The 25,528-nt window shown below is 53.0% G+C and carries 26 protein-coding genes and 1 tRNA gene; 19 read left to right on the plus strand and 8 right to left on the minus strand.

The window, feature by feature from the left end; all coding sequences use genetic code 11:
• Positions 1-19: 19 nt before the first annotated feature.
• The 3 genes from NSP04_RS00675 to rapZ are packed head-to-tail and all read left to right on the plus strand — an operon-like array spanning position 20 to position 2,342.
• Positions 20-490, plus strand: a complete 471-nt coding sequence (locus NSP04_RS00675; RefSeq protein WP_257510409.1) for a PTS sugar transporter subunit IIA — start codon at positions 20-22, stop codon at positions 488-490.
• A 6-nt stretch (positions 491-496) separates the two neighbouring features.
• Positions 497-1,480: an HPr(Ser) kinase/phosphatase gene (gene hprK, locus NSP04_RS00680; protein WP_257510410.1), complete on the plus strand. Its 984-nt coding sequence runs from the start codon at positions 497-499 to the stop codon at positions 1,478-1,480.
• A gap of 1 nt (position 1,481) precedes the next feature.
• Entirely contained in the window at positions 1,482-2,342 is an 861-nt protein-coding gene (gene rapZ, locus NSP04_RS00685; protein WP_257510411.1) for an RNase adapter RapZ, read from the plus strand.
• Here the strand turns inward: rapZ and mutY are convergent.
• Together mutY and mutM are read right to left on the minus strand one after the other, a co-directional pair.
• Positions 2,298-3,437, minus strand: a complete 1,140-nt coding sequence (mutY, locus tag NSP04_RS00690; RefSeq protein WP_257510412.1) for an A/G-specific adenine glycosylase — start codon at positions 3,435-3,437, stop codon at positions 2,298-2,300. The genes rapZ and mutY overlap by 45 nt on opposite strands.
• An 8-nt stretch (positions 3,438-3,445) precedes the next feature.
• Complete coding sequence (gene mutM / locus NSP04_RS00695; RefSeq protein WP_257510413.1) at positions 3,446-4,264, minus strand: bifunctional DNA-formamidopyrimidine glycosylase/DNA-(apurinic or apyrimidinic site) lyase; 819 nt, start codon at positions 4,262-4,264, stop codon at positions 3,446-3,448.
• A 77-nt stretch (positions 4,265-4,341) separates the two neighbouring features.
• Here mutM and NSP04_RS00700 point away from each other — a divergent pair, with 77 nt between their 5' ends.
• The 7 genes from NSP04_RS00700 (at position 4,342) to NSP04_RS00730 (ending at position 10,211) form a co-directional block, all read left to right on the plus strand.
• Positions 4,342-6,117, plus strand: coding sequence for a tetratricopeptide repeat protein (locus tag NSP04_RS00700; RefSeq protein ID WP_257510414.1), 1,776 nt, complete (start codon positions 4,342-4,344; stop codon positions 6,115-6,117).
• Between the two features lie 4 nt (positions 6,118-6,121).
• Positions 6,122-6,700, plus strand: coding sequence for a hypothetical protein (locus tag NSP04_RS00705; RefSeq protein ID WP_257510415.1), 579 nt, complete (start codon positions 6,122-6,124; stop codon positions 6,698-6,700).
• 4 nt (positions 6,701-6,704) lie between these two features.
• Positions 6,705-7,622 (plus strand): 4-(cytidine 5'-diphospho)-2-C-methyl-D-erythritol kinase, encoded by a 918-nt coding sequence (gene ispE / locus NSP04_RS00710; protein WP_257510416.1) that lies wholly within the window; start codon positions 6,705-6,707, stop codon positions 7,620-7,622.
• Positions 7,623-7,675: 53 nt separating this feature from the next.
• Positions 7,676-7,752: transfer RNA gene (locus NSP04_RS00715), tRNA-Gln, on the plus strand.
• Positions 7,753-7,827: 75 nt separating this feature from the next.
• Positions 7,828-8,781: a ribose-phosphate pyrophosphokinase gene (locus NSP04_RS00720; RefSeq protein WP_257510417.1), complete on the plus strand. Its 954-nt coding sequence runs from the start codon at positions 7,828-7,830 to the stop codon at positions 8,779-8,781.
• Between the two features lie 107 nt (positions 8,782-8,888).
• Positions 8,889-9,473 (plus strand): 50S ribosomal protein L25/general stress protein Ctc, encoded by a 585-nt coding sequence (locus NSP04_RS00725; protein ID WP_257510418.1) that lies wholly within the window; start codon positions 8,889-8,891, stop codon positions 9,471-9,473.
• 96 nt (positions 9,474-9,569) lie between these two features.
• On the plus strand, positions 9,570-10,211 hold the full coding sequence (locus tag NSP04_RS00730; RefSeq protein WP_257510419.1) for an exopolysaccharide biosynthesis protein: 642 nt from the start codon (positions 9,570-9,572) through the stop codon (positions 10,209-10,211).
• On the opposite strand, the gene NSP04_RS00735 is transcribed toward NSP04_RS00730, so the two are convergent.
• Positions 10,208-10,672, minus strand: coding sequence for an Lrp/AsnC family transcriptional regulator (locus NSP04_RS00735; RefSeq protein WP_257510420.1), 465 nt, complete (start codon positions 10,670-10,672; stop codon positions 10,208-10,210). The genes NSP04_RS00730 and NSP04_RS00735 overlap by 4 nt on opposite strands.
• A gap of 155 nt (positions 10,673-10,827) precedes the next feature.
• On the opposite strand from NSP04_RS00735, the gene leuA reads away from it, so the two are divergent.
• The 6 genes from leuA (at position 10,828) to NSP04_RS00765 (ending at position 18,553) form a co-directional block, all read left to right on the plus strand.
• Complete coding sequence (gene leuA, locus NSP04_RS00740; RefSeq protein ID WP_257510421.1) at positions 10,828-12,510, plus strand: 2-isopropylmalate synthase; 1,683 nt, start codon at positions 10,828-10,830, stop codon at positions 12,508-12,510.
• A 42-nt stretch (positions 12,511-12,552) separates the two neighbouring features.
• Entirely contained in the window at positions 12,553-13,152 is a 600-nt protein-coding gene (gene pth, locus NSP04_RS00745; protein WP_257510422.1) for an aminoacyl-tRNA hydrolase, read from the plus strand.
• Entirely contained in the window at positions 13,149-14,270 is a 1,122-nt protein-coding gene (locus NSP04_RS00750) for a patatin-like phospholipase family protein (RefSeq protein ID WP_257510423.1), read from the plus strand. Before pth ends, NSP04_RS00750 begins: the two co-directional genes overlap by 4 nt.
• Positions 14,271-14,388: 118 nt before the next feature.
• A complete protein-coding gene (locus NSP04_RS00755; protein ID WP_257510424.1) occupies positions 14,389-16,014 on the plus strand; it encodes a methyl-accepting chemotaxis protein in 1,626 nt (541 codons plus the stop codon).
• A 60-nt stretch (positions 16,015-16,074) separates the two neighbouring features.
• Entirely contained in the window at positions 16,075-17,166 is a 1,092-nt protein-coding gene (gene ychF, locus NSP04_RS00760) for a redox-regulated ATPase YchF (protein ID WP_257510425.1), read from the plus strand.
• A gap of 103 nt (positions 17,167-17,269) precedes the next feature.
• Positions 17,270-18,553 carry a hypothetical protein gene (locus NSP04_RS00765; RefSeq protein WP_257510426.1) on the plus strand — a complete coding sequence of 428 codons (1,284 nt, stop codon included), beginning with the start codon at positions 17,270-17,272 and terminating at the stop codon, positions 18,551-18,553.
• On the opposite strand, the gene NSP04_RS00770 is transcribed toward NSP04_RS00765, so the two are convergent.
• From NSP04_RS00770 to NSP04_RS00790, 5 genes are read right to left on the minus strand one after another with little or no spacing between them, the layout of a single operon-like run.
• A complete protein-coding gene (locus NSP04_RS00770; RefSeq protein WP_257510427.1) occupies positions 18,481-18,807 on the minus strand; it encodes a YfhL family 4Fe-4S dicluster ferredoxin in 327 nt (108 codons plus the stop codon). The two genes, NSP04_RS00765 and NSP04_RS00770, sit on opposite strands and share 73 nt — an antisense overlap.
• 10 nt (positions 18,808-18,817) lie before the next feature.
• A complete protein-coding gene (gene coaD / locus NSP04_RS00775) occupies positions 18,818-19,321 on the minus strand; it encodes a pantetheine-phosphate adenylyltransferase (RefSeq protein ID WP_257510428.1) in 504 nt (167 codons plus the stop codon).
• A gap of 54 nt (positions 19,322-19,375) precedes the next feature.
• Positions 19,376-19,981 carry a 16S rRNA (guanine(966)-N(2))-methyltransferase RsmD gene (gene rsmD, locus NSP04_RS00780; protein WP_257510429.1) on the minus strand — a complete coding sequence of 202 codons (606 nt, stop codon included), beginning with the start codon at positions 19,979-19,981 and terminating at the stop codon, positions 19,376-19,378.
• A 19-nt stretch (positions 19,982-20,000) separates the two neighbouring features.
• Positions 20,001-21,350 (minus strand): M16 family metallopeptidase, encoded by a 1,350-nt coding sequence (locus NSP04_RS00785; RefSeq protein WP_257510430.1) that lies wholly within the window; start codon positions 21,348-21,350, stop codon positions 20,001-20,003.
• 37 nt (positions 21,351-21,387) lie between these two features.
• Positions 21,388-22,803: a M16 family metallopeptidase gene (locus NSP04_RS00790; protein ID WP_257510431.1), complete on the minus strand. Its 1,416-nt coding sequence runs from the start codon at positions 22,801-22,803 to the stop codon at positions 21,388-21,390.
• Between the two features lie 116 nt (positions 22,804-22,919).
• Between NSP04_RS00790 and ftsY the strand changes: the two genes are divergently transcribed.
• Genes ftsY through NSP04_RS00805 form a run of 3 tightly spaced genes read left to right on the plus strand, consistent with a single transcriptional unit; the run spans position 22,920 to position 25,522 of the window.
• Complete coding sequence (gene ftsY, locus NSP04_RS00795) at positions 22,920-23,861, plus strand: signal recognition particle-docking protein FtsY (RefSeq protein WP_257510432.1); 942 nt, start codon at positions 22,920-22,922, stop codon at positions 23,859-23,861.
• Positions 23,858-24,592, plus strand: coding sequence for a cell division ATP-binding protein FtsE (locus NSP04_RS00800; protein WP_257510433.1), 735 nt, complete (start codon positions 23,858-23,860; stop codon positions 24,590-24,592). The genes ftsY and NSP04_RS00800 overlap by 4 nt, the downstream gene beginning before the upstream one ends.
• 21 nt (positions 24,593-24,613) lie before the next feature.
• Complete coding sequence (locus tag NSP04_RS00805; RefSeq protein WP_257510434.1) at positions 24,614-25,522, plus strand: cell division protein FtsX; 909 nt, start codon at positions 24,614-24,616, stop codon at positions 25,520-25,522.
• Positions 25,523-25,528: the final 6 nt, after the last annotated feature.

Genomic DNA, 25,528 nt, shown 5'->3' on the forward strand with positions numbered 1-25,528 from the left:
GTCCCAGGAATCAACAGCGATGAACTTAATCGCAAATCTACTTCCACCATCCAACATCTTGTTGGATACACAGGTCACCAGCAAAAAGCGCGTGTTTGAACAAGCAGGCCTGGTCTTTGAAAACAACCAAGGCATCGCAAGGTCCAAGGTGTTTGACAGCCTCTTTGCGCGCGAACGTTTGGGCTCCACCGGCTTAGGTCAGCAAGTCGCGGTGCCGCACGGGCGCATCAAAGGGCTGCGCGAACCGATCGCATCTTTGGTGCGGGTTCAAGACCCGATTCCCTTTGATGCACCCGACGGCCAACCCGTTAAGCTGCTCATGTTTTTACTGGTACCGGAAAGCGCAAACCAGCATCATCTGGATATACTGTCAGAACTGGCTCAAATGCTGTCCGACAAAGATTTCCGCGAGAAATTAATGACCGAAGCTGATCCCGGCGCCACGCACCAGCTTATCGCCAACTGGGAGCCTTACCAACCCGCGAGTTAAACGCCTGTGAAGCAACTGAAAGAACTGATCGAAGCCAACCGCAACAAACTCAAGCTGGATTGGCTTGGGGGTTTGAACGGTGGTGAACGTCACCTCGACCTGCAGTGCTTTGCGTCCTCTGACCTCGTGGGTCACCTGAACACCATTCACCCCGGTCGCATTCAAGTGTTTGGTCGTCAAGAAATTGAATACTTCGCGCGCATCAGCGACGACCGCAAAAAACACCAAATCGACAAACTCGTCGAAGGCGACCCACCTGCAATCATCGTGGCTGAATCATTCCAGCCTCACCCGCTACTAAAGGCAGCCTGCGACGAAGCCAATATTCCGTTGCTGGCCACGCCGCTTTCCGCCGCGGAAATCATCGACTTCCTTCGCGTATTCATCAACAAATGGCTTGCACCCACCACCATGATGCACGGTGTATTCATGGATGTTCTGGGCATGGGCGTGCTGATTTGTGGTGAATCGGGACTTGGCAAAAGCGAATTGGGTTTGGAGTTGATTTCACGCGGGCATGGCCTTGTGGCCGATGATGTGGTCGAATTTTCACGCGTTGCACCCAATTTAATCGAAGGCCGCTGCCCGGAACTGATTCGCAACCTGATGGAAGTGCGCGGTGTTGGCCTATTGGACATTAAGGCAATTTTTGGTGAAACCGCCGTGCGGCGCAAAATGCGCCTGAAGCTGATTGTGCACCTGGTGCGCAAAGCCTCGCTTGAACTTCACCAGGAACGCTTGGTGACCGAGCAACAATTTCAGGAAGTGCTTGGCTTGCCAATTCGCAAAGCAATTTTGCCAGTTGCCGCAGGCCGCAACCTTGCGGTTTTGCTCGAAGCTGCGGTGCGCAATTCCATTCTGCAGATGCGGGGCATCAACACACTGGATGAATTCATGATTCGACAGCAAAAAGCCATGCTTAGCGAACTCGGCGGTATTGAGCATTTGCAGGTAGACCCAGATACAGAAACCGACATGGGGCACGATTGAAATGAAAGTGGTGTTGGTCACCGGCTTGTCCGGATCGGGTAAATCAGTGGCCATTCGCGCACTTGAGGATTCACATTTTTATTGTGTCGACAACCTGCCACCGTCGTTTATTCCGCAGGTAATCAACCGCTTGTCCACCGAAGGTATTTCACAAATTGCCATTGCTGCTGATGCACGCACCGGCAGAGACATCGTGGATGTGCCCCAAATCGTTGGTGCATTGAAAACCAGTGGCACCGATGTCCGCATCCTGTTCCTGGATGCAGACGATGAAACATTGGTCACCCGTTATTCAGAAAGCCGACGACGCCACCCCATGAGCGCGCGCCTTGGTGAACAAGCGACGGTTCAGGAATGTGTGGATGCCGAACGTGAAGCGCTGGAACCACTTCGGGAAATTGCAAGCTGTATTGACACATCGGCCTTGTTGCCCAATGCATTGCGTCGATGGGTGCTGGAAACAGTTGAAGAGGAATCTGCAAAACTGACGCTTGTTTTTGAAACGTTTGGTTTCAAGAAAGGATTGCCCAGCGATGCGGACCTTGTTTTCGATGTGCGTTGCCTAAGCAATCCCTATTACATCAAAAACCTTCGCCCCTTGACCGGCAAAGACATTGAGGTTCAACACCACATACAAAGCGATCTACGCAGTGACGAACTCATCAACGACATTGAAGCGTATCTGCGAAAATGGCTTCCTTCTTATTTGAATGAACAACGCAGCTACGTCACAGTGGCAATCGGCTGCACCGGCGGCCAACACCGCTCGGTGTATGTAGCTGAAACACTTGCACGCCGTTTCACTGAAAAACAATTGTCAGAAATCGAGAGCGTTTTGATTCGCCACCGAACCCTGGACTGAGCCGTTCTGGTTCGCTGCCTGCACAATCAACTTGTGCACAATTTTAGGCACTGGTTTTTCATTGGGCGTGTAGCACTGGGGCCACTCGCCGTTCACCTTTACATGCAGCACCTTGAAATGCATTTTTCGGTGGGTTAATTCATGAACAAGCCAATTCTGTTGATCAAGCGCATCGAGCTGCTGCACAAGCTGGGCCCTGAAATCTAGCAGTGAAAAATCGCCGAGGCGCGCATCCAGCCACTGCTGAATATCCCGAACGCTGGGTGCGCTTGCACACTGAACGCTGGGTACCATCCACAAGCCTTGCCACACGCCTTTTTCGGTTTGAAGTTCAAGCAGCACACCACCGTGCTCATCCTCAACAAGCAAGCTGATGAAAAACAACTCTGGACGTGCCTTTTTGGGTTTTGGCGTGGGCAACAAACCCACCATGCCTTTGCGAAGCGCCTCACAACTCTTCATCAAAGGGCAAGCTGCACAGTTCGGGTTACGTGGCACACAGCAGGTGGCCCCCAAATCCATCAAGGCCTGGTTGTAAACACCCGGCTGGGCCACAGGCACGTTGCCTGCTGCGATGCGCCACAAACTCTTTTTAATCGCAGATTGCTCAGGGTACCCTTCCACACCGTAGTACCTGCAAAACACCCGCTTCACATTGCCGTCCAGAATGGGGGCTTGTACACCATAGGCCAGCGAAGCAATCGCTCCGGCCGTGGACTCGCCAATGCCAGGCAAACTTTCCAGTTCAGCCACCGTGTGCGGAAACTGGCCGCCAAACCTCGCCACCACCTGTTTGGCACACGCATGCAAGTTCCGCGCACGGGTGTAATAACCCAAGCCGGCCCAAAGCTGCATCACATCTTGTTCAGGCGCTGCAGCCAGGTCAGCCACGGTGGGGTAGACCTGCAAAAATTTTGCATAGTAGGCCAGCACTGTGGCCACTTGCGTTTGCTGCAACATCACTTCGCTTAGCCACACCTTGTAGGCGTCGCCAGTGTGCTGCCAGGGCAAGGTTTGGCGGCCATGCTGCTTTTGCCAGCGCACCAGAACGTCTGCAAAAGGCTGGCCATTAAGCAGGTTTAAAGCTGAGGGCATTTCTGAACTCATTTCTGACATTGCGCGCAATAAAAGGTGCTTCGTTGATTCATCACCCGGCGTTTCACTACCCCACTGCAACGTTTGCAGGGTTGGCCTTCCCGACCATACACATCGCAGTGCAACTGAAAGTGCCCCAATTCACCATCAATGGCTTGAAAGTTGCGCAAAGTAGATCCGCCCCGCTCGATTGCTTCGGCCAACACCGCAACAACAGCTGCATGCAAAGCTGTCGTATTTGCACGGCTTAGACGACCAGCAGCCTTGCCGGGTCGAATCTCACTTCGAAACAGTGCTTCACAGGCGTAAATATTGCCCACACCCACCACAGCAAGTCCACTAAGCAACAGGGCTTTGATTGAAATTTTCTTGCCCCGCGTGGCTTTGAAAAATGACTCGGGGGTGAATGCATCGCTGAATGGTTCGGGTCCCAACTTTGCAAATCTTGGGAACATCGATTCCCAACCGGGTGCCTTTGCGGCGTATTCAACACTGCCGAAACGGCGCGGGTCGTTGTAGCGCAAAACCTTGTCGCCAAAATTCCATTCGATGTGGTCATGTTTGTCCCAAGGGGTGCTTGCGCTCACAATTTTCATGGACCCCGACATGCCCAAGTGCACAACCAGCACATGCACGCCAAAATCCATCAACATGTATTTCGAGCGGCGGTCCACCCCCTGCAAAATCTGCTTTACACAACTTTGCACTTCAACAGGAACAGGCCAGCGCAAGCGGGGCTGGCGCACTGTGCACGCCAACAGGCGTTGACCTGTGAAATGCAGGGCCACGCCTCTTTTGGTGATTTCTACCTCGGGTAATTCAGGCATAAGCTAAAGCACGCACGCGCATCTGTTAATGTGATAAAAAAGAATGGTGATTCATCAATGTTTTTGGGTTCAACAGTATGACTTGTTTTAAATGGACCGTTCGCAGTACTGCGATTTTACTGGCCACCAGCGCGTTGATAGGCTGTGCAACAGCACCTGCCGCACAATCCAGCGCTGAAAAGGAAATACCGCCAGAACAGCAGGCCTATGAAGCCCGCGTCGCAGAAATGGTGAAACAAGACCCTTTGTTTGCCCTGCTGACTGCTGAAATAGCCAGCCAACGTGGTGACATTTATTCTGCCATGCTGGCCTATACAGAAGCGGCCAAACAGCAAAACAACCCCGAATTGGCCAAAAGAGCTGTTGAACTGGGGCTAGGTGAAGGCCAGCTTGAACTGGCATTGACCGCTGCAAAGGTTTGGGCCGAGCTAGCGCCAGAAGATAAGCAAGCCAGCCGATCCATTATGTTGCTTCAACTGGGCACCAACAAAGTAGACGAGGCTTTACCAGCCCTGCGCGCATACCTGGCGGAAGTCCAAAAGGTTGAAAATTCCAACCCCGGCCTTGGCGGTGTAAGCCCAGAGAAAGTGGCGCTCGACATGCTGACGCGCATCCCCGACAAAACAAAAGCCTATCAAACCGGCCTTGAACTGTTTGGCAACGCGCCCGATGATTTGAATATTCAAACGCTGCTGGCTCAGCTCGCCAACTCATCGGAATTGCACGCGCAGGCTGTGGGGCACATGGAAAACGTGTTGCGCATTTCTCCGCAAGAACGCTTCTACGTACTGACCGCCCAATTCATGGAAAAACGCGATGGCAGCACCGATGCTGCCATGAAGTTGATCGATGCCCAGGCACAGTTAAACCCCGACTGGTTTGGCGCCCGCCTTTACCTGGCACGCAACCACACCCAGCTTGGGCAGTGGGAGCAGGCGCGCCAACGCTTCGCGGAAATGCTGGCGCTTCAACCCAACAACATTCCGCTGTATTCAAGCCAGGGTTTTGTACTCACTCAACTTAAAGACTACAAAGGCGCCGAAACACATTTCAGGACTTACCTGAACAAAACTCCTGCTGCTGACCGTCAGAATGAGGTGCTGATTCATGCCACGCTTTCTGACATGGCCGTGGAAAGGAAAGACTTTGTGTCGGCACTGAAATGGCTGGACAGCACGCCAAATGCGGCCGACAACATCGATGTTCAACTCAAGAAATCCGCCCTCTTTGACAAACAAGGCAACGCACAAGCGGCCAAACGCGTGCTGAACCAGTACAAAGCAAAAAATGAGGATGAATCGGTTCGCCTTGCACTGGCCAAATCACAACTTGCGGAATCCCGCAAAGCGCCGGCAGAAGCAGCCACGGAACTGGAGCAAGCACTTTCCACTTTTCCGGACCAGCCTGATTTGCTGTACGAACGCGCCATGGTCGCCGAGCGTCAAGACGACCTTCCCCGTGTGGAGCAATATCTAAGAAGGCTAATCGCGGTGAATCCTGACAATCCGCATGGCTACAATGCGCTGGGCTACACTTGGGCTGAAAACAACATCCGGCTGAACGAAGCCATGGAACTGATCAAAAAAGCGGTTGAACTTGCACCGAATGATCCTTTCATATTGGACTCTCTGGGTTGGGTGCACTACCGCCTTGGTGAAATCGACAGTGCTGAAGCGGCGCTAAAAAAGGCCTACGGATTGCGCCAGGACGAAGAAATTGGCCTGCATCTGCTTGAAGTCTTGATCAGGTCCGGCAAAAAAGAAGAAGCACGCCAATTGGGCAACAAATTGAGCGTGAGTTACCCAAACAGCCAAGCTTTGAAGAAACTGGTGCAACAACTGGAGGAAATTTAAGCGCATGGTATCGGGTAATTTTCGTCTGTTGCGCTTTGCATGCATTGGGCTGGTGGCAGCAACGCTTGGCGCCTGCAGCACATTGGGCCAGGAAAGCGGTATTGAAGTGGATTGCAAAGCACTACAGTCCAGTTGTCACTATGGCCGCTTTGGCTTGATCTGGAAAGTTCAACAAGCCGACGGTAAAGTTGAGGCTGAATCCGTGTCTGGCAGCTATGAATGGCGCTCAGGAAGATCGGGGCCCAGCCTAGCACCTGAAATCGCCTACATGGAAGTCAATTCAACCTTGGGACCCTCTTTGGGCAGTGCGAAACGGTTGGGGAATTTTTACGAGGTTCGTGCCGCAGATGGCCGGGTTTACCTGGCCAAAGACTGGCAAAGCCTGTTTGACCTGATGTTCCCGGTTGAACTACCCGCCGAGGCACTTGTTCAGTGGATGGAGAATCCCAACCCCACCGAGTTACCAGCCTTGCCTGCCAATTGGTCATGGGAAAATCAAAATGGCCGTTACCGTATCGTTTTTATCGCGAACGAAACTTCCGGACGCATTGACCTGATTCCGCAAGGTTCATTGAACAACTGAAAGCGTGAGTACCCTCGCCCCCCCCGTTCACCTGTCCGCTTGTTCCCCAGCAAAAATCAATTTGTTTTTGCACGTCACCGGCCGTCGGGCGGACGGCTACCATCTTCTGCAAAGTGTGTTTTGTCCAATCACCTTGAGTGACAAGATCGAGCTAACGTTACAGCCCAGCCCGGATGACCAGCTTCACATTGAAAGACTAGGCGATCTGGTTCACATTCCCAAGCTCACCGACCTGACTGTTCGAGCATGCGAAAAATTTTTTGAACTGGCCAATATTCAGCAAGCCCAACGGGTTTGCATTCAAGTGCGCAAAAACATTCCTGAACAAGCCGGGTTGGGCGGCGGTAGCAGCAACGCGGCCACAGTGCTGCGCATGCTGAACCAACATTACGGCAATCTGCTCTCGCCCATTCAAATGGATGACATCGCATTGGCCTTGGGAGCCGATGTGCCTTTCTTTTTACAAGACAAAAGTGCATTCGTAGAAGGCATCGGCGAGATAATTACCCCGATTGCAGGGGCGAGTGGTCATCTAATTGTTTATAAACCACCACTTTCTTGCCCAACACCGAAAATTTTTAGCGATCCGCAATTGACACGCAACTCAAGTGACGTCAAAATAGCGGTCTTCGATTCGGCAAGCCGAGTGAACAGCGGGTTAATGGGCTTTATTCGGTCCAACACACAGAATGCATTACAAACTGTTGTGTCAAGCAACTTTCCCGAATGGGAACAGCAGTTTGAAGCGTTTTCAAGCAGCGTTGCGAAATTCAACCCGCAGTTGATTCGAATGTCAGGTTCCGGTTCCGCCATGTTTGCTGTGTTTGCCAGCCCAAGCCAGTCCAGCAATGCAGTGGCAGCAGTAGCCGAAGCACCCGACTTACAGGCTGGAAAATGGTTTGAATGTGAAATCGTGGCATAAGCCACTTGATTCAAGCAAACCGAAAAAGCCAAACTGAATCGATAAAAGTTTTTAGGGGAGTCGCCAAGTTGGTTAAGGCACCGGATTTTGATTCCGGCATTCGAAGGTTCGAATCCTTCCTCCTCTGCCAATACCAAAAAGGGCCAGCCACAGGTTGGCCCTTTTTTTATTTCGCCAACGCACACGTCAAGCCCCGGGGTAAACAATGGCAAGCGACAGCAGTCTAATGATCTTCACCGGCAATGCGATACCAGCATTGGCCGAGTCAGTGGCCAAACAGCTGAACATTCCGCTGGGCAAGGCCACTGTGGGTCGTTTCTCCGACGGCGAAGTCATGGTCGAAATTAATGAAAACGTGCGCGGCAAAGATGTGTTCGTGCTGCAGTCCACCTGCGCACCCACGAACGACAATCTGATGGAAATGATGGTCATGATCGACGCGCTGAAGCGCGCATCTGCTGGCCGCATTACCGCTGCAATTCCCTACTTTGGCTATGCCCGTCAAGACCGCCGAGTGCGTTCTTCACGCGTGGCGATTACTGCCAAGGTAGTGGCCAACATGTTGCAGGTGGTGGGCGTCGACCGGGTTTTGACGATGGACCTGCATGCCGACCAAATTCAGGGTTTCTTCGATATTCCCGTGGACAACATCTACGCATCGCCCGTTTTGCTGGGCGACGTGTGGAAACAGAACCTAGACAATCTCATGGTTGTGTCGCCCGACGTGGGTGGCGTAGTTCGCGCCCGTGCACTGGCCAAGCGCTTGAACTGTGATTTGGCGATCATCGACAAGCGTCGTCCACGCGCCAATGTGGCCGAGGTAATGAATATCATCGGTGACGTAAAAGACCGCACCTGCGTGATCATGGATGACATGGTCGACACAGCCAACACCCTGTGTAAAGCAGCTGCCGCCTTGAAGGCGAACGGTGCGAAAAAAGTGGTGGCTTACTGTACACACCCTGTTTTGTCCGGTGGTGCCATTCAACGCGTTGAAGAATCTGATCTGGATGAACTGGTGGTTACTGACACCATTCCTTTGTCCGACGAAGCGAGCAGCAGCAAAACAATTCGTGTGCTGAGTGTCGACGAACTGTTGGCCGAAACCATTCGCCGCATTGTGCGCTCTGACTCTGTCAGCTCGCTATTTATCGATTAAGAAGTGAATCAGCAGTAGAAAGTTTTTTGGGCTTTTTTGCGGACGCCCTTAAGTGCCGCATAATTTGGTTTCACTGGTCGCGGTGAAGTCAATTTTGGAGAATCAACATGAAAGTAGTTGCAACATCCCGCACAGAGCAGGGTTCCGGAGCGAGCCGCCGCCTGCGTCGTGCAGGCCAGGTACCTGGCATTGTATATGGCGCAAATCAAGAAGCTCAGGTTGTGCAAATTGAGCACAACCCCTTGTGGCACGCCCTGCAAAAAGAAAAATTCCACTCCAGTATTCTGGACCTGGAAATTGACGGCAAGTCACAGCAAGTGTTGCTGCGCGACTTCCAGTCACACCCTTACAAGCCACAATTGCTGCACATCGATTTTCAGCGCATCGACGGCAACCAGAAAATCCACATGAACGTGCCTTTGCACTTCTCTGGTCACCTGGAAAGCCCGGCCGTTAAGCTGTACGCTGGCCAGGTTACCTTTGTAGCCAACCAGATCGAAATCGAATGCCTGCCGAAAGACCTGCCAGAATTCATCGCAGTCGATTGCAGCGTATTGGATGTGACCAAGCGTTCAATTCACGTGACTGAACTGCAGTTCCCTGAAGGCGTCAGCATTCCCAACCACGGTCAGCAAGACTTGTCAGTGGTTTCAGTGAAAATCAAGGCAGGTGCTGTGAAAGGCGACGAATAAATCGCCAGACCGACATTAGTCTTTGGAAAGCCGCTGCACCTTGGTCCAGCGGCTTTTTTTATGGGCACAATGTGCCTCTAGTAAACAATCATCACAATGCTCGAATTGAACCACACCAAGAATTTCGATGAACTGCCACTGGGCGACCAAATCAAGCAGGTCATTGCGCAGCTTCCCTCCACCACCGTAAGTCTGGGTGAAATTCTAGACCTGGTAGGTCGAGATGGCATGTTGCTGCTGGTCGCTTTCCTCACGCTGGTGTTCATGGTACCGGTGTCTATTCCCGGTGTAAGCACCGTATTCGGCGCTGCCATTTTGTTGATCGGTGTTAGTCGACTGTTTGGCCGCACTTTGTGGCTGCCCAAGCGCGTTAAAGAACGGGCACTGCCTGCAGACAAACTGCGCAATGCCCTGGAAAAAGGCATGGTCTGGATTCCGCGGCTAGAAAAAATCAGCAAACCCCACCGCTTGGCATGGCTAACCACAGGCCGTGGAATGAATCTTTTAAATGACCTTGGCTTAATTTTGGGCGCAGTGCTATTGATGGCGCCTTTTGGCTTCATTCCTTTTAGCAACACCATTCCGGGTATCGCCCTGTTGTTTCTGGCCGTGGGGCTAATTCAACGCGACGGCACAGCCGTGCTGCTGGGCCACTTGGCCAATGTGGCATCCATTGTTTACTTCGGTGTGCTGATTGGTGGTGGTGGCATCATGATTCAAAACCTGCTGCAAAATTAAACAGGCACCTCGGTTTTGTCCACCACCCTACGCAGCACAAAGCTGGTGTGCACCCCGGTTACGCCTTTGATGCGCGTAATTTTGTTCAACAACAAATCCTGATAGCCATCCATGTCGGCCACAATCACCTTCAACTGGTAATCGGCCTGCTGCCCCGTAATCAGCAAACATTCCAGCACTTCGGGAATCGCAGCAATGCCGCCCTCGAAACTGGCAAAGCGTTCCGGCGTATGCTGATCCATGGAAATGTAAATTAGCGCCATCAGGCTATACCCCAGTTTTTTCGCATCCACCAAGGCACGGTAGCCGGTAATCAGCCCCGCCTCTTCCAGCGCTTTCACACGCCGCAAGCAGGGCGAAGGCGACAAGCCGATGGCATCGGCCAGGTCTTGGTTGCTCATTCGCCCGTCAGCCTGCAGCAAGGTCAAAATGCGTTTGTCATAGCGGTCAAGTTCTTGCATATCAATTTTTATGCCATTAATTTATTGATAAGCGCAATTATCTGCCAAATAACCTTTTTATCAAAGCAATAAACGCAATCATATTTCATTGCAAAGCGCCTACACTGTTCTTCATCGGTACTTAATTTGAAACGGCCCAAGGAGGCCAACGCAGCATGTTGAAGAACCCCGCCACCAAATATCGCCCCGCTTACAAAGTGGACCTGCCCGACAGAACATGGCCCAACAAGGCCATTGAGAATGCGCCAATCTGGTTAAGCACCGATTTGCGCGACGGCAACCAAGCGATTTTTGAGCCCATGAGTGTGGCCACAAAACTGGACTTCTTCAAGGAATTGGTGCGCATCGGTTTTAAGGAAATTGAAGTCGGCTTTCCCGCCGCTTCGCAAATCGACTTCGACGTGGTTCGGCATTTAATCAACAACGATTTGATTCCGGAAGACGTTACCCCCATGGTCATGACCCAGGCTCGAGACGACCTCATCGAGCGAACAGTGGAATCGGTGATTGGTGCCAAAAGCGCCATCGTCCACATCTACAACTCCACCGCACCCGTGTGGAGAAATACGGTGTTCCGCATGACTGTGCCTGAAGTCATCGACATGGTGAAAAAGCGTGTGCAGAAAGTGAAGGAACTGACTGACGCACACCCCGAAACACAATGGGTTTTGCAGTACTCGCCCGAGTGTTTCAACATGACAGAACTGGACGTGGCCTTACAAGCTTGCAACACCGCCATTGAGGCATGGGAAGCCGGGCCCGGCAGAAAGATCATCATCAACCTGCCCACCACTGTGGAGTGGAGTACACCCAATGTGTTCGCCGACCAAATTGAGTGGATGGATCGGCGCTTGAATCGCCGTGAACATGTGGTGCTTTCCGTTCACCCACACAATGACCGTGGCACAGGCGTGGCCACTGCTGAATTGGCAATGATGGCCGGCGCACAACGTGTTGAGGGTTGTTTGTTCGGCAATGGCGAACGCTGTGGCAATGTCGACATCGTGACGCTGGCCTTGAACATGTACACCCAAGGCGTGCACCCCAAGCTTGATTTTTCCGACATCAATGCCGTGGCCCGTGTGGTGGAAAGTTGCACGCAGTTGCCTATTCATCCTCGTCATCCGTATGTGGGCGACTTGGTGTACACCGCATTTTCAGGATCGCACCAGGATGCCATCAAAAAAGGTTTCGACATTCAAAAGCCCGATGCCATTTGGGAAGTGCCTTACCTGCCCATCGACCCGGTTGATGTGGGCCGCACTTATGACAGCGTGATCCGCGTGAACAGCCAATCTGGCAAAGGCGGCATTGCCTACATTCTGGAACGCGAACATGGCGTGGTAATGCCACGCCGCATGCAAGTGGAGTTTTCAAGTGTGGTGCAAAAAGTCAGTGACAGCACCGCAGCGGAAATGACATCACCTGCCTTGTGGGCCTTGTTTGAACAAACCTATTTGCAAAATGACGAAAGCCAGCCGCGCTACATCGGTCATAAGGTATTTGATGCTGAGGGTGGCCAAGGCATTGAAATTACCGTGCAACAACACGGCGAAACTTCACGGCTAGAGGGCGTGGGCAACGGCCCGCTGGATGCCGCTGTGCAAGCCCTTGGTGTGCCCATGGACATTGTGGGCTTCGAGGAACGCAGCGTGGGCCAGGGTGCCAAATCAAAGGCCATGGCCATTATTGAAGTGAGTGTGCCGAATGTGCCAGGCAGCAAGTTTGGCGTGGGCTTTCACGACAACATCACCACCGCCAGTTTGATGGCGCTGGTCAGTGCTTGGCGCAGAGTTGATCAAACTTCGAGTATCAAAGCCGCCACTGCAATCAAATAATCGGTGAAAATACAGCCTTGTGATTCACAGGGCTGTTTTTTCATGTCCAGCAACACCCCCATCAAGTTGATCGTCGGCCTGGGCAACCCAGGCCCCCAGTACGCAGACACTCGCCACAATGCTGGCGTGTGGTATCTGGAAGCGCTGGCGCGCAAACACAATGTGTTTTTACAAAGCGACAAGCGTTTTTTTGGCGACCTGGCCCGCATCAAGTTTGCAGGTGAAGACGTGTGGCTGCTGTTTCCCACCACCTTCATGAACCGGTCGGGCCAGGCAGTGGGCACACTGGCCAAGTTTTTCAAAATAATGCCTGAAGAAATTCTGGTGGCGCACGATGAACTGGATTTGTTGCCCGGCCAAATCAAGATGAAAAAAGGTGGCGGCCATGCAGGCCACAATGGCTTGAAAGATATTCACGCCCACATGGGTAGCAACGAATTCTGGCGCGCACGCATCGGCATTGGCCACCCCCGCAGCCTGAACCTGCAACAGGGCGTGGCTGATTTTGTGTTGCATCGCCCAAGCGGCGATCAACAACAAGTGATCGACAAATCAATCGACGTGTTGCTGAAGCACACAGAACTTATTCTGAAAGGACAAATTGGGCAGGCCACTACCCACATTCACACGGAGTGTGTATGAGCAGCAGCATTCAAATTATTCTGGGCGAACGCGCCAAAGCGCACATTGCGAACAAAGGTTTGAAGCCTGAAGACATTTGCGCAATTCCCGCCGCAGCAGGCGGCCCGAAAGGTTTGATTCTGCAAGGGCTAGACCAGTATTTGTTCAACGATTGGCTGGGCGCGGACCACTTAAAAACCCGCGCTGAAAAAGGTGTGAAGCCCTTGCAGTTAATCGGTGCGTCCATCGGCGCGTGGCGCATGGCGGCCGCAGCCAGTAGCAACCCTGCAGCCACATTCAAACGCCTGGCCCAGCAGTATGTGGAAGCGCAAGATTACCGCAAGGGTGTGGACCGCCATGAAATAAGCCGGGTTTGCCAAGCGATGGTGCAGGCCGTGGTTGCGGAAGAAGCGCAACACATGGTGAAACCTGTGGGCAAAGAGTTGCTGGTGTGGGTAAACAAAGGATTAACGCCACTGCATTATGCGCAGGCTCAACAGCAACACGCGCGCATGCGTGGTTTCGCATCCGCTGTGCTGGCCAACAGTGTAAACCGCAACAAATTGGCAACCTATTTCGAGCGCTGGGTGTTTCAAACCCCCGGGGCCAACACAGAGTGGCTACAACAAGCATTCGACCGCATTCCGACCCGAATTGAAAATCTGGATGCATTGAATATTCACGATGCGCTGCTGGCCAGCGGCAGCATTCCGTTTGTGCTGAACCCGGTGCACAAAATTGCGCAGGCACTGGCTGATGATGCAGCTGAAGTGAAACATCACGAAGGCCCTTTTTGGGATGGTGGGCTGACGGATTACCACCTGGCCCTGCCCTACCACCGCCTCGACGGTTTGGTGCTGTACCCACACTTTGCGCCCACTGTTACACCCGGTTGGCTGGACAAGTTTTTGAAAGTGCGCAAAGCCCGGCCAGAATGGATGAGCAATGTGATTTTGGTGTGCCCTTCGCCAGAATTTGTTGCTAGCCTGCCTGCCAAAAAAATTCCTGACCGCAGCGACTTCAAGCGCTACAAATTTGACCACAGCGTGCGCATACCCATGTGGCAAAGCGCGATTCGCGAAAGCGAACGCATGGCAGATGACTTTTCCAACTGGCTGGACAAGTTAAACGGGGGTTAAAAATTCCCTGGGTAAGTTTATCCAATCACCTGTTCAGGGCACACATTGCGGGGGAACTGGGCGAGAGTGCAACAACATATCATTGCTACTCCCTTTGATGTAGCTAGGATATTGCCGTATGAAAAACTGGACGATTGCGAAAAAATTAACGGTTTCGATAAGTATTTTAATCGTCCTCTCCATCTCGATTCTTTCAGTCTTTGCATACGAATTAAAGGGGCAAACCAACAAAGTTCAGCTCAATGTTGAACCCATTATTGATGTGGGCAACACATTGAACTTCATTCAACGCGCCCGCGTGAATTTGCGCGATGCACTGTTCGCCACGCAGGCCGGTGCACCGATTGACCGTGTGCGCTACTACCAAAGTACGTATCAGGACTTGGCCGTGCAGGTAGACGCGCTTGTCGGCAAATTGAAACAACGCTCACTTTCGGCCAAAGCCAGCCAGCACCTGAATGAAGGAATTGCGGGTTGGACTGCCTTAAAAGCGGTGGTTGGAAAAATTGAAACTGCCACCAATGAGAGGAACTTCGATCTTGCTATTCAGCTGATGCTGACTGATTGCTATCAGGCAGCCAGCGCAGCAGTAAGCGGATTTAACAAGTTCGCTGATCAGTTGAACCTGGAAATGACCAGCGCCACAGAAGCAAATATTTCGCACATCAATACATTCACTTTAACTGCAAGCATCATCGCCTTGTTGGCCATCGCGTTGGCATCCACAATGGCGCTCCGGGCAATTACACACATGCGCACATCGCTTCAACAAGCCATCGAAATCAGCAAGGCAATTGAAAGCGGCGATTTAACGCAGAACATTCAAAACACCAGCGACGATGAAACGGGCAAACTTCTGAACAACCTGAATTCAATGAGCAACGGGCTGCGTGAAACTGTGTCGTCCATGATCAGTGGCACACACCAGTTGAAGTCGATCACCGAGATGTTGAACTCGTCTTCCAAAGTGCTGAAGCACTCATCGTCAGGAGTGTCTGAATCAACCACCAGCACATCCGCTGCGGTCGAGGAATTGGGCAGCAGCATGGGAGAGGTGTCGGAATCCGCAGGCCAAGTGCTGGGCAATGTGCAACAAAGCCTGGAGCAAACCGAACAAAGCAAAACAAGAATTACTGTGCTGGTGTCTGAAATCGGCAATGTGGAAAATGCCGTTCAACACATGTCGGCCAGTGTGGGCGACTTTATCAAGGCCACGCTAAAAATTACCACCATGACCAACGAAATTAAACAGATAGCAGACCAAACCAATTTGCTGGCATTGAACGCCGCAATTGAAGCAGCACGCGCTGGGGATCAGGGTCGGGGGTTTGCCGTGGTGGCCGATGAAGTTCGCAAACTAGCGGAAATGAGCTCTGTGTCTGCCGTTAAAATTTCAGAAACAACCGCTGAACTGAACAGCTTGGCCAAAGTGGTTGAAGGTGCAGTGGGCGATGGACTTGGCTCGATTGCCAGTTCAAGGAGCTATGCCGACCTTGCAGTGAGCGCCATTGTTGAAACCGAGCAGCAAGCACAGCGCTCGCTGGCCGAAGTCAACAGCATCACCAACGGAGTCGCTGAACAGGCAAGGGCATCCGATTTGGTGTCAAAAAACCTGATTCGAATTGTGACCATGATGGACACCAGTGAAAAAGCCCTGAACAAAAACCTTGAAAGCACCCAATCCATTCTTGAAGTTGTGAACCAGCTGGAACAGGCGGCAACCAAATTTAGACTTCAAAAGTGAACAGCATGGGGTGAACAAGGTACAATTCACCCCATTCAATTAAGCACTTAGCGAATTCTCATGACCCTCAAATGCGGCATCGTTGGCCTTCCCAACGTCGGTAAATCCACCCTGTTCAACGCGCTGACGAAAGCGGGTATTCCAGCAGAAAATTATCCCTTTTGCACCATCGAACCCAATGTGGGCATGGTTGAAGTGCCAGATGAACGCCTGCACAAGCTGGCTGAAATTGTAAAGCCCGAGCGAATTTTGCATGCCACGGTGGAATTCGTTGACATCGCCGGCCTGGTGGCCGGTGCATCCAAAGGTGAAGGCCTGGGCAACCAGTTTTTGGCCCACATCCGCGAAACCGACGCAGTGGTGAACGTGGTGCGCTGCTTTGAAGACGACAACGTGATTCACGTGAACGGCAAAGTGGACCCACTTTCTGACATTGAAACCATTGAAACCGAACTGTGCCTGGCCGACATGGGCACAGTGGAAAAGGCCATACATCGCCTGGCAAAACAAGCCCGTGCGAACGACAAAGAAGCGGCAAAGGTATTGGCAATTTTGCAGCGCTGTGAAGCCCAGTTGAACGAAGCCAAACCTGTGCGCGCATTGGGCCTGGATGAAGAAGAACTTTTTGCCATCAAAAGCTTTGGCTTGATCACTGCCAAGCCCGCGATGTATGTGGCGAATGTGGCTGAAGACGGCTTCGAGAACAACCCTTTTGTAGAACGCTTGCAAGCATATGCCGCCAAACAAAATGCGCCGGTGGTTGCAGTGTGTGCTGCCATTGAAGCGGAGGTGGCCGACCTGGACGACGCCGACAAAATGGAATTCCTGGCCGACATGGGCATGACCGAACCCGGCTTGAACCGCGTAATTCGCGCGGGCTTCAAGTTACTCGGCTTACAAACCTACTTCACCGCTGGCCCAAAAGAAGTGCGTGCATGGACCATTCACATTGGCGACACAGCACCCCAGGCAGCAGGTGTTATTCACACCGATTTTGAACGGGGTTTCATTCGTGCACAAACCATTGCCTTTGAAGACTACATTCAGTTCAAGGGCGAGAATGGTGCCAAGGAAGCCGGTAAAATGCGGGCGGAAGGCAAAGAATATGTAGTGAAAGACGGCGACGTGCTGAACTTCCTGTTCAATGTTTAAACCTGACATTCAGCGCTAAAAACCGGGCCCTGCGGGGCCTTGTTTTTTGGCAGACGCAATTGTGTGCTACGGTTGTGGCAGTTTCAACTTGCAGCACCCGGCCATGTCAAAAGTTCTTACAACAATTGCAGCAACCCTTCTTTTGATTGTGGTGGTGGTTATTGTTGCACATGGCATTGTGGTGCCCCGCTTCGTGTGGGAGCCACGCCTGCAAAGCATCCAGAACCAGTATCCAGACCAAACCATCAACGCCAAACGCGTGGTTCTTGCTTTGTCAATGAACCCGCAACTCATGATTTCAGAAATTGAAATTGACGACCCCACACGCAAAGAAAATGTGAAAATCGCCCTGCTTCGTGTGGGGGCGAATGGCTATGATTCGTTTCAGAAAAAGCGAATTCAGATCGATACTCTCACGCTAAAAGGCCTTGCTGTTCAAGCCGAAAAACAGGTCGATTGCAGTGGTCTTAAATTAAGCTGCACACCCGTGTTGCCAGTGGCGCTGACCGCACGCGCCTGGCAAAGCACCCAAGTGGCCAACCCCGGTTTCTTCACACCCCAACTTGCTTTAAGAAATCTTGAAATTGAACAGGCGTTGTTTTCAGTTTCCAACCAACAAGCCCAGCAACTACTCATCGGCAAACTTGAACAACTGAAATTCCAGATTGGAGATACCCCCGAGAAGAATCAATTCAGTTTGGGCTGGCGATTAAGCGTGAAATCACCGGAAGTTGACAACCAATTGTATGTGGCCATGAATGCCCAAGCTGAACTGGGCCCAGTGCGGGAAGTAAGCCTGAAAAAACTCACAACGGATATTGATGGCCAGTGGGGCGGATTCCCTTGGACGGCCAGCGCTGAACAGGACTTTCTGGTGCTTCGAATTTTGCAAGCAAACAATGAGCAAGGTGCGCCTTTTGTGAAAGTGAATGGCGACAACTTGCGCACCTACGTGCGCCGCGACGATCTGCCTGAAACGCACCAAGCCGCGTTTTCAGTGCAGCAGTTTGAAGGTGGTTTGCCAGCGCAAAACTGGGCCTTGAAAAAAGCGGAATGGACGTACACACACGAAGATGCACAAGCGTGGACCTTCAACATGAATTACGAGGCATCAAGTGGCCTGCTTGAACTGTTGCCTGAAACAATTGCGGGCAGTGAAGGCATTCCGGCCGAGCAGCAGGTGCGCGAATTGAACTGTGTTGCAGACGAAAGCAAAATTCGGGAAGACAAGCCCTACTGGGCTTGGCAAGACGGCTGGTTCAGGGTGTTGAACGAACACCCTTTAGAAAGTTCAAGCCTTGTTTTGTGCCCGGTTCAACAACCCTCAGCGGGCGCTGGCTTGGCAGGCGCCGCAGAATCAGCGGCAGGCACGCCCACAGGCAAATAAGGCGTTTTGTCGGGGTGTAGTTTGAAAAACTTGCCCAGCAATTGCTGCCGGGTGTCTGGGTGGGCCGGGTCAAGGGGAATGCATTCAACCGGGCACACCACGACGCATTGCGGCTCATCAAAATGCCCCACACATTCCGTGCATTTGCTGGGGTCTATTTCGTAAATTTCCTCACCCATGCTGATTGCGCCGTTGGGGCACTCGGGCTCGCACACATCGCAGTTAATGCATTCGTCGGTGATGATTAAAGCCATAAACCTACTTTTATTTGTTGGCAACCTGCTGCGGGTTCAAGCCCAGCTTCTGGTTCAACCAGTGTTCAACCGAAGGGAACACGAACTTGCTGACATCGCCGCCCAGTGAGGCAATTTCCCGCACAATGGTGCCGGAAATAAACTGGTATTGATCAGACGGCGTCAGGAACATGGTTTCCACGTCGGGCAGCAAATAGCGATTCATGCCTGCCATTTGAAATTCATACTCGAAATCGCTGACCGCGCGCAGGCCGCGAATAATTACGTTGGCATTGTTCTCGCGAACAAAGTCTTTCAACAAACCGCGAAAACCTTTCACTTCCACATTCGGGTAGTGGCTTAACACCTCGCGGGCAATTTGCACGCGCTCGTCCATCGAAAAGAATGGTTTCTTGTTGGGGCTGTCGGCCACACCAACTACAAGCTTGTCGAAAATCTTCGCGCCACGGCGCACCAAATCTTCGTGGCCACGGGTTAAGGGATCAAATGTTCCGGGATATACAGCAACGCGCATCGCTGATCTCCATGTCAAAGGTTTGCGTGTGATTAACTCTATTCCCGCTTTGTATCACACAGCAGGCAGGGCGAACAAATGAGCGTGCACTTGGCCTGCTTTTAAATGGCGCAAAGCCTCAATTTCTTGCACATTCAAAGCCTTGCACAGTGCGGGCTCGTCGGCGAACAGGTTTTCATGCCATTCAGCGTACACCAAGCCACCTTGTTTCAGTAAATTGGGGATGGAAGGCAAGGTGGCATGCATCAACTCACTTCGAAACGGGGGGTCGAGTGCCACCAAATCAAATCGCTTGCCTGAAGTTGCCAAGCGCTTCATGGTGGCCAGGGCATCGCCAGAATCCACCTGCAAGTTGGGCTTGGGGCTGATGGCATCAACCCACTTGGAAAGCAGGTAGGCGCGATTTTCCTGCAACTGGGCCAGCACCTTGCGGTTCTGCTCAACAAACAACACGCTGCTTGCGCCGCGTGAAGCAGCTTCAAAGCCCAAAGCACCAGTGCCTGCGTACAGGTCGAGTACCTCCATGCCCGTGCAATCTTGCCCCAACCAGTTGAACACAGTTTCCCGTACCCGGTCGGGCGTGGGCCTTAAGCCCTCCACTGCTGCGACAGGCAGCTTGTGCCTGCGCCACACCCCACCGATGATTCTTAATTCACTCAACTCAGCTCACTCAACTTGTTTACTCAACCTTGCCGCCCACCACCACGGTGACCAACTTGTCGGCATTCACACGCCGGGCAAAGGCCTCGCGGGCGCTTTGTACGGTTACCTTTTCAATTTCTGCTGTCCAGTTGTCAAGGTAATTTAACGGCATATTGTGCAGACCCATCATGGAAATATTGCCCAGCAACTTGCCATTGCTGTCAATTCTCAAGGGGAAGCCACCAATCAGGTTTTGTTTGGCGGCATTCAGTTCAGCCTGGGTGGGGCCTTTCTCGATGAACTCCAGAATTGTTTTGCGCATAATGCCCACCGCTTCGGCTGTCGATTCCTTTTTGGTCTGAACACCCGCCTGGAATGGGCCCGCATCACCAGCGGGCATGAAGTAAGAATAGGTGCTGTAAGCCAGCCCACGCTTCTCGCGAATCTCATCCATCAGGCGCGATACAAAGCCACCGCCGCCCAGAATGTGATTGGCCACCAACAAATCGAAATAATCGGGTGCGCCACGGCGCATGGCAGGCAAGCCCATCAAAACATGGCTTTGCGCGGCGGGGTGGTCAATCTGAATGGTTTGGCCTTTCATGGCCGCTTGCAGTTCCTGAAAGTCAGTGCCACCCAGCGGATTGCCTTCCAACTCGCCTTTGGGCAAGCCTGCGGTTAACTCATTGGCCAATGCCTCAGCCTGCGCGCGGGTAATGTTGCCCACCATCGACACCACCGCCTTGTTGCCCAGGTAGCGGGTTTTATAAAACTGCTGCACGTCGCTCAAAGTAATGGCGTTCAGGCTGGCTTCTGTGGTGTGTGTGCCGTAGGGGTGGTTGGGGTACAAAGCTGTGGCAAACGCGCGGTCGGCCAATGTGTCGGGTTTGGTCAGCGATTCCTTCAAGCCTGCAACGCTGCGTGACATTTCACGGGCCAAAATATCGCCATTGAACACCGGTTTTTGCAGCACGGTTTTCATCAAATTAATGGCTTTTGAAAACTCTGGTTCGGAAGTGAGTGTACGCAACTGCACACCGGCTGAATCAGTGCTGGCACCGCCCGAAAACTGGGCGCCGGTGTCAGCAAAGCCGTCAGCGATCTGGTTTTCCGACAAACCTTCAGCGCCACGGCCTATCATGTCGCCCGTGGCACTGGCCAGGCCTTCTTTGCCCAAAGGGTCGGCACGGCTTCCGGCAGGAAAGTCCACACGAACATCTAGCATGGGCAGTGCTTCTGCACGCATGAACATTACCTTCGCACCGCTGGCTGCGGTCCAGCTTTCAATCGGCAATGCAGCGTGCGCAGGCGTGGAAAACACGGCGGCGGCCGTGGCACCTGCGGCAAACAGGCCGCGAATGAATACTTTGTTTTTGCTACTCAACATGATTCTGTTTCCTGCTCATTGGCTCAGTATTGACTCATTAGTGGCTCAGGCCCTTGGGCGGCGCGTCTTTCTTGTTCGGGTCAATTGGCAAGGGGTACAAGGTACCCACGGTCAGCTGATCTTGATCGAAAAAGGTTTGCGCGGCATATTGCACTTCCTGGGCAGTCACGGTTTTAATCTGCTCAATCATCCGGTCAATGTCAGTCACCTCAAAACCAATGGTCAGGTTCTGCCCAAGCTCCATGGCCTGCCCGTACACGGAATCACGCTTGTACACCTGGCTGGCAATCAGCTGGGCTTTCACACGGGCTAGCTCTGCATCGCTCACACCTTCGTCGGCCACCTTCTTCACCTGAGCCAACAGCGCTTTTTCCAGCGCTTCTACAGTTTGCCCGGGTGCAGGTGCACCATCCAGATAAAACAACGAAGGGCCACGGCCTGTCATGTCGTAACCAGCCCCCACTTGCAAGGCCACTTTCTGGTTTTGCACCAGTTCGCGGTTCAAACGCGCACCGGAATAACCGTCCAGCACGGCACTTAACACAGCCAGGGAATAGGCGTCACGGTCTTTCAACACGTCCACCAGCTTGGGCACCTTGAAACCCATAATCATGTATGGGTTCTCGGCTGGCGCCTTCACCTGCACACGGCGTATGCCTTCCTGCTTGGGCTCCACTTGTGGCTTGCGATCTTCCAAAGTTTTAGGCTTCACCTTGCCATAGGTTTTATCAGCCAGGCCCTTCACTTCGGCCGGTTTCACGCTACCCACCACCACCAGCACCGCATTCTGTGGGGTATACCAGGTGTCGTACCACTTGCGGGCGTCTTGGTAGGTCATGGCTTCCAGGTCGCTCATCCAGCCAATCACAGGGTAACGCGTGGGGCTGGCCTGGAAGGCCGTGGCCATGAAGGCCTCGTACAGCTTGCCAGTGGCTTTGTCGTCAGTGCGCCAGCGGCGCTCTTCCATCACGACCTTGATCTCTTTCTTGAATTCGCTTTCACTAAGGATCAGGTTGGCCATGCGGTCGGCTTCAAGGGCCATTACCTTGCTTAAGTCTTTGGCTTGAAGCTGCTGGAAATACGCGGTGTAGTCGCGGCTGGTGAAGGCGTTGTCGCGCCCGCCCAGTGCAGCCACAGTTTCAGAAAACTCACCCACTTTCAGGGTTTTGGTTTCCTTGAACATCATGTGTTCAAGCACGTGGGCTACACCGGTGGTGCCGTTGTATTCGTCGATGGAACCAGCCTTGTACCACACCATGTGCGCCACGGTGGGCGAACGGTGGTCTTCCTTCACCACCACGCGCAAGCCATTGTTCAGCGTGTACTCGGTTACATCCCCATCGGCCGCATGGGCCACTGGCAATTGAGCAAATGCGAAAATCAAAGCGCTGGTGGCCAATGCCGCCCAATGTTGATTCAATCGCTGATTCAGTTGAAAACCTGTTTTTATCATTCAAGACACCTTTTACAACAAACGTGCGTTTTACGCTCAATGGTAGAATAAGTCATTCAACATCTCGTGGTGAGACAGTCGTTCACACCGCTTAGTTTCCACATTTGGAGTTTTACATGCAGATTCCTGGGCAGAGACAGGACTGGCTTGGTCGTTTGAAATCCGGGTTAACCAAAACCCGTTCCGGCCTTACTTCCATGTTCACTGGCGAAAAAGTCGACGAGGCTTTTTTCGAAGAAATGGAAGAACGCCTGCTGCTGGCCGATTGCGGCTTGCCCGCCACCGAACTGCTGATGCAGAAGGTTCGCGACACTGTATACCAAAAGGGCCTGACCAAGCCTGAAGACGTACGCCTGGTGCTACGCGATGCGGTGTTCGACTTGCTACGCCCGCTTGAAACCAGCATGGGCGTAGACCGTGCCCGCCCGTTGGTGATGATGGTTGTGGGCGTGAATGGCGCCGGCAAAACCACCAGCATTGGCAAACTGGCCAACCACTATGCTGAAATTGGTTATTCCGTTCTGCTGGCTGCTGGTGACACGTTTCGTGCAGCCGCCCGCGAACAACTCGACGTGTGGGCCCAGCGCAGCAATGTCGACGTTATTTCTGCCGAGGGCAGCGACCCAGGCGCGGTGGCATTCGATTCCGTTCAGGCGGGAATTTCACGCAACAAACACATCGTAATTTGCGACACCGCAGGCCGCCTGCCCACCCAACTTCACCTGATGGAAGAATTGAAAAAAATCAAGAAAGTGCTGGGCAAGGCCAAAGTGGATGCGCCGCATGAAATTGTACTCGTGGTCGATGCCACCAATGGCCAAAACGCCTTGCAACAAATCAAAGCCTTCAACGATGCGCTTACACTGACTGCACTGGTGGTCACCAAACTGGATGGCACAGCCAAAGGCGGTATTTTGGCAGCCATGAGCATGAGCGCCCGCGTACCCGTGGCCTACATTGGCGTGGGTGAAAAACTTGGCGATTTGCGCCCCTTCAGCCCACGTGAATTTGCCAACGCGCTGGTGGGTATAGATACCGATGGAAACCAAACCGCATGATCCAATTCAAAAACGTCACCTTGAAGTACGGCACGCACGCCGCCTTAAAGGGCGTGAATTTTCAGTTGCCCAAGGGTTCATTCACATTGCTTGAAGGCCATTCCGGTGCGGGTAAAAGCTCGATTCTTCGGCTGCTGGCCACGTTCGAGCAACCCAGCAGTGGCGACATTCTGGTGGGCAAAAGCTCGATTGCGCGCCTGAACCGGCGCGAACGTTCCCACTACCGCCGAAGCGTGGGATACACCGGGTTTGATGTGGAACTGCTGGAGAACCGCAACTGCTTCGACAATGTGGCGCTGCCTTTGCGGGTGGTGGGTTTGAGTGAAAGTGACATTCAAAGCAGGGTTAAAGCTGCACTGGCCCGCGTGGGCCTAAGCCACACTGACCGCATGCTGCCCAGCGAGTTATCAGGCGGGCAACAATTGCGTTTGCAAATTGCACGCGCCGTGGTGAATCGCCCTGCGCTGGTGTTGGCCGATGAACCCACCGCCCAGCTCGATGATGAATCGGCCGCGCGCGTGGTGGGCCTGCTGGAAGAATTCAACCGTGCTGGTGTAACAATTATTGTGGCCACCCACGAAGCGCACCGCTTCAACCGCGTAACCCACCGCCTGAAACTGGGCGAAGGTGCCGTGCTGCCAGCGCCAGCGGATTTGTCGCACAACGGTGGGCGCGAATCAGGTGCCCAATCCTTTTCCAAAGACTTCCTGAACAAGGCCTACGGGGCTTGATCCACTTTTAAGAGACAACACATGCGTTGGTTACGTTTGCAGTGGTTTTCAATTTCTGCCGGTTTAAAGCTGTGGCTTGATGAACCGCTCGGCCACCTGTTCAACGCCTTGGTGCTGGCCATTGCACTGGCCATGCCCTGGACCATTGCTCAGGGCCTCAGCGCCATTGTGCCCAGCATGGACCGCTGGGTGGGCGACCCCGAAATCAGTTTGTATTTCAAACCCGATGCCGCACTTGATTCCGTGAAAAGTGCCGCTGCACAACTGAAACGCGATTTTGATTTGGACAGCGTCAACATCGTAACGCCCGAACAGGCCATGGAACGCCTGCGTACCCAAAGCCAAACGCCCGATTTGGCTGGCGCACTGCCCGAAAACCCGTTGCCCTACACAGTGGTGGTGGTGCTGGAAGTAGACGCCACCACCGATACAAAAGCCATCGAAGACAAAATTGCGCAGTGGCAAAACTTCACGGGTGTTGAACATGTGCAGTACGACGCACAGTGGGTGCGCCGCCTGCAATCGGTGTTGAATGGCACGCAGGTTATCGCGATGGCGTTGGCCGTGTTAATTGCTGGCATGGTGCTGGTGGTTACCTTTAACACCGTGCGCCTACAGCTGATTCGCAACCAGGCTGAAGTGCATGTGTTGAAATCGCTGGGCGCAACCGACACCGAAGTGGGCCGCCCCACCCTGTGGTGGTCAGTCAGCTTGGCGCTGGTGGCTTTCGGTTTGGCCTACGCGGTGGTCAGTGGTGCCATGGGGCTGGCTGACGACGCAGCCGGCACCTTTATTCGTGAATTCGACCGCGACTTCCGCTTCGAACAACCCAGCGGCATTACCGCGCTGGGGCTGATCCTGGTCTGGGTGGTGTTGGTCATGCTGGGTGCTTGGGCTTCCGTGAAAAGCACGGTGTTGCGTATTCACTAAGCAAGC

Source organism: Limnobacter parvus (assembly GCF_024623725.1).
Classification (GTDB): Bacteria; Pseudomonadota; Gammaproteobacteria; order Burkholderiales; family Burkholderiaceae_B; genus Limnobacter; species Limnobacter parvus.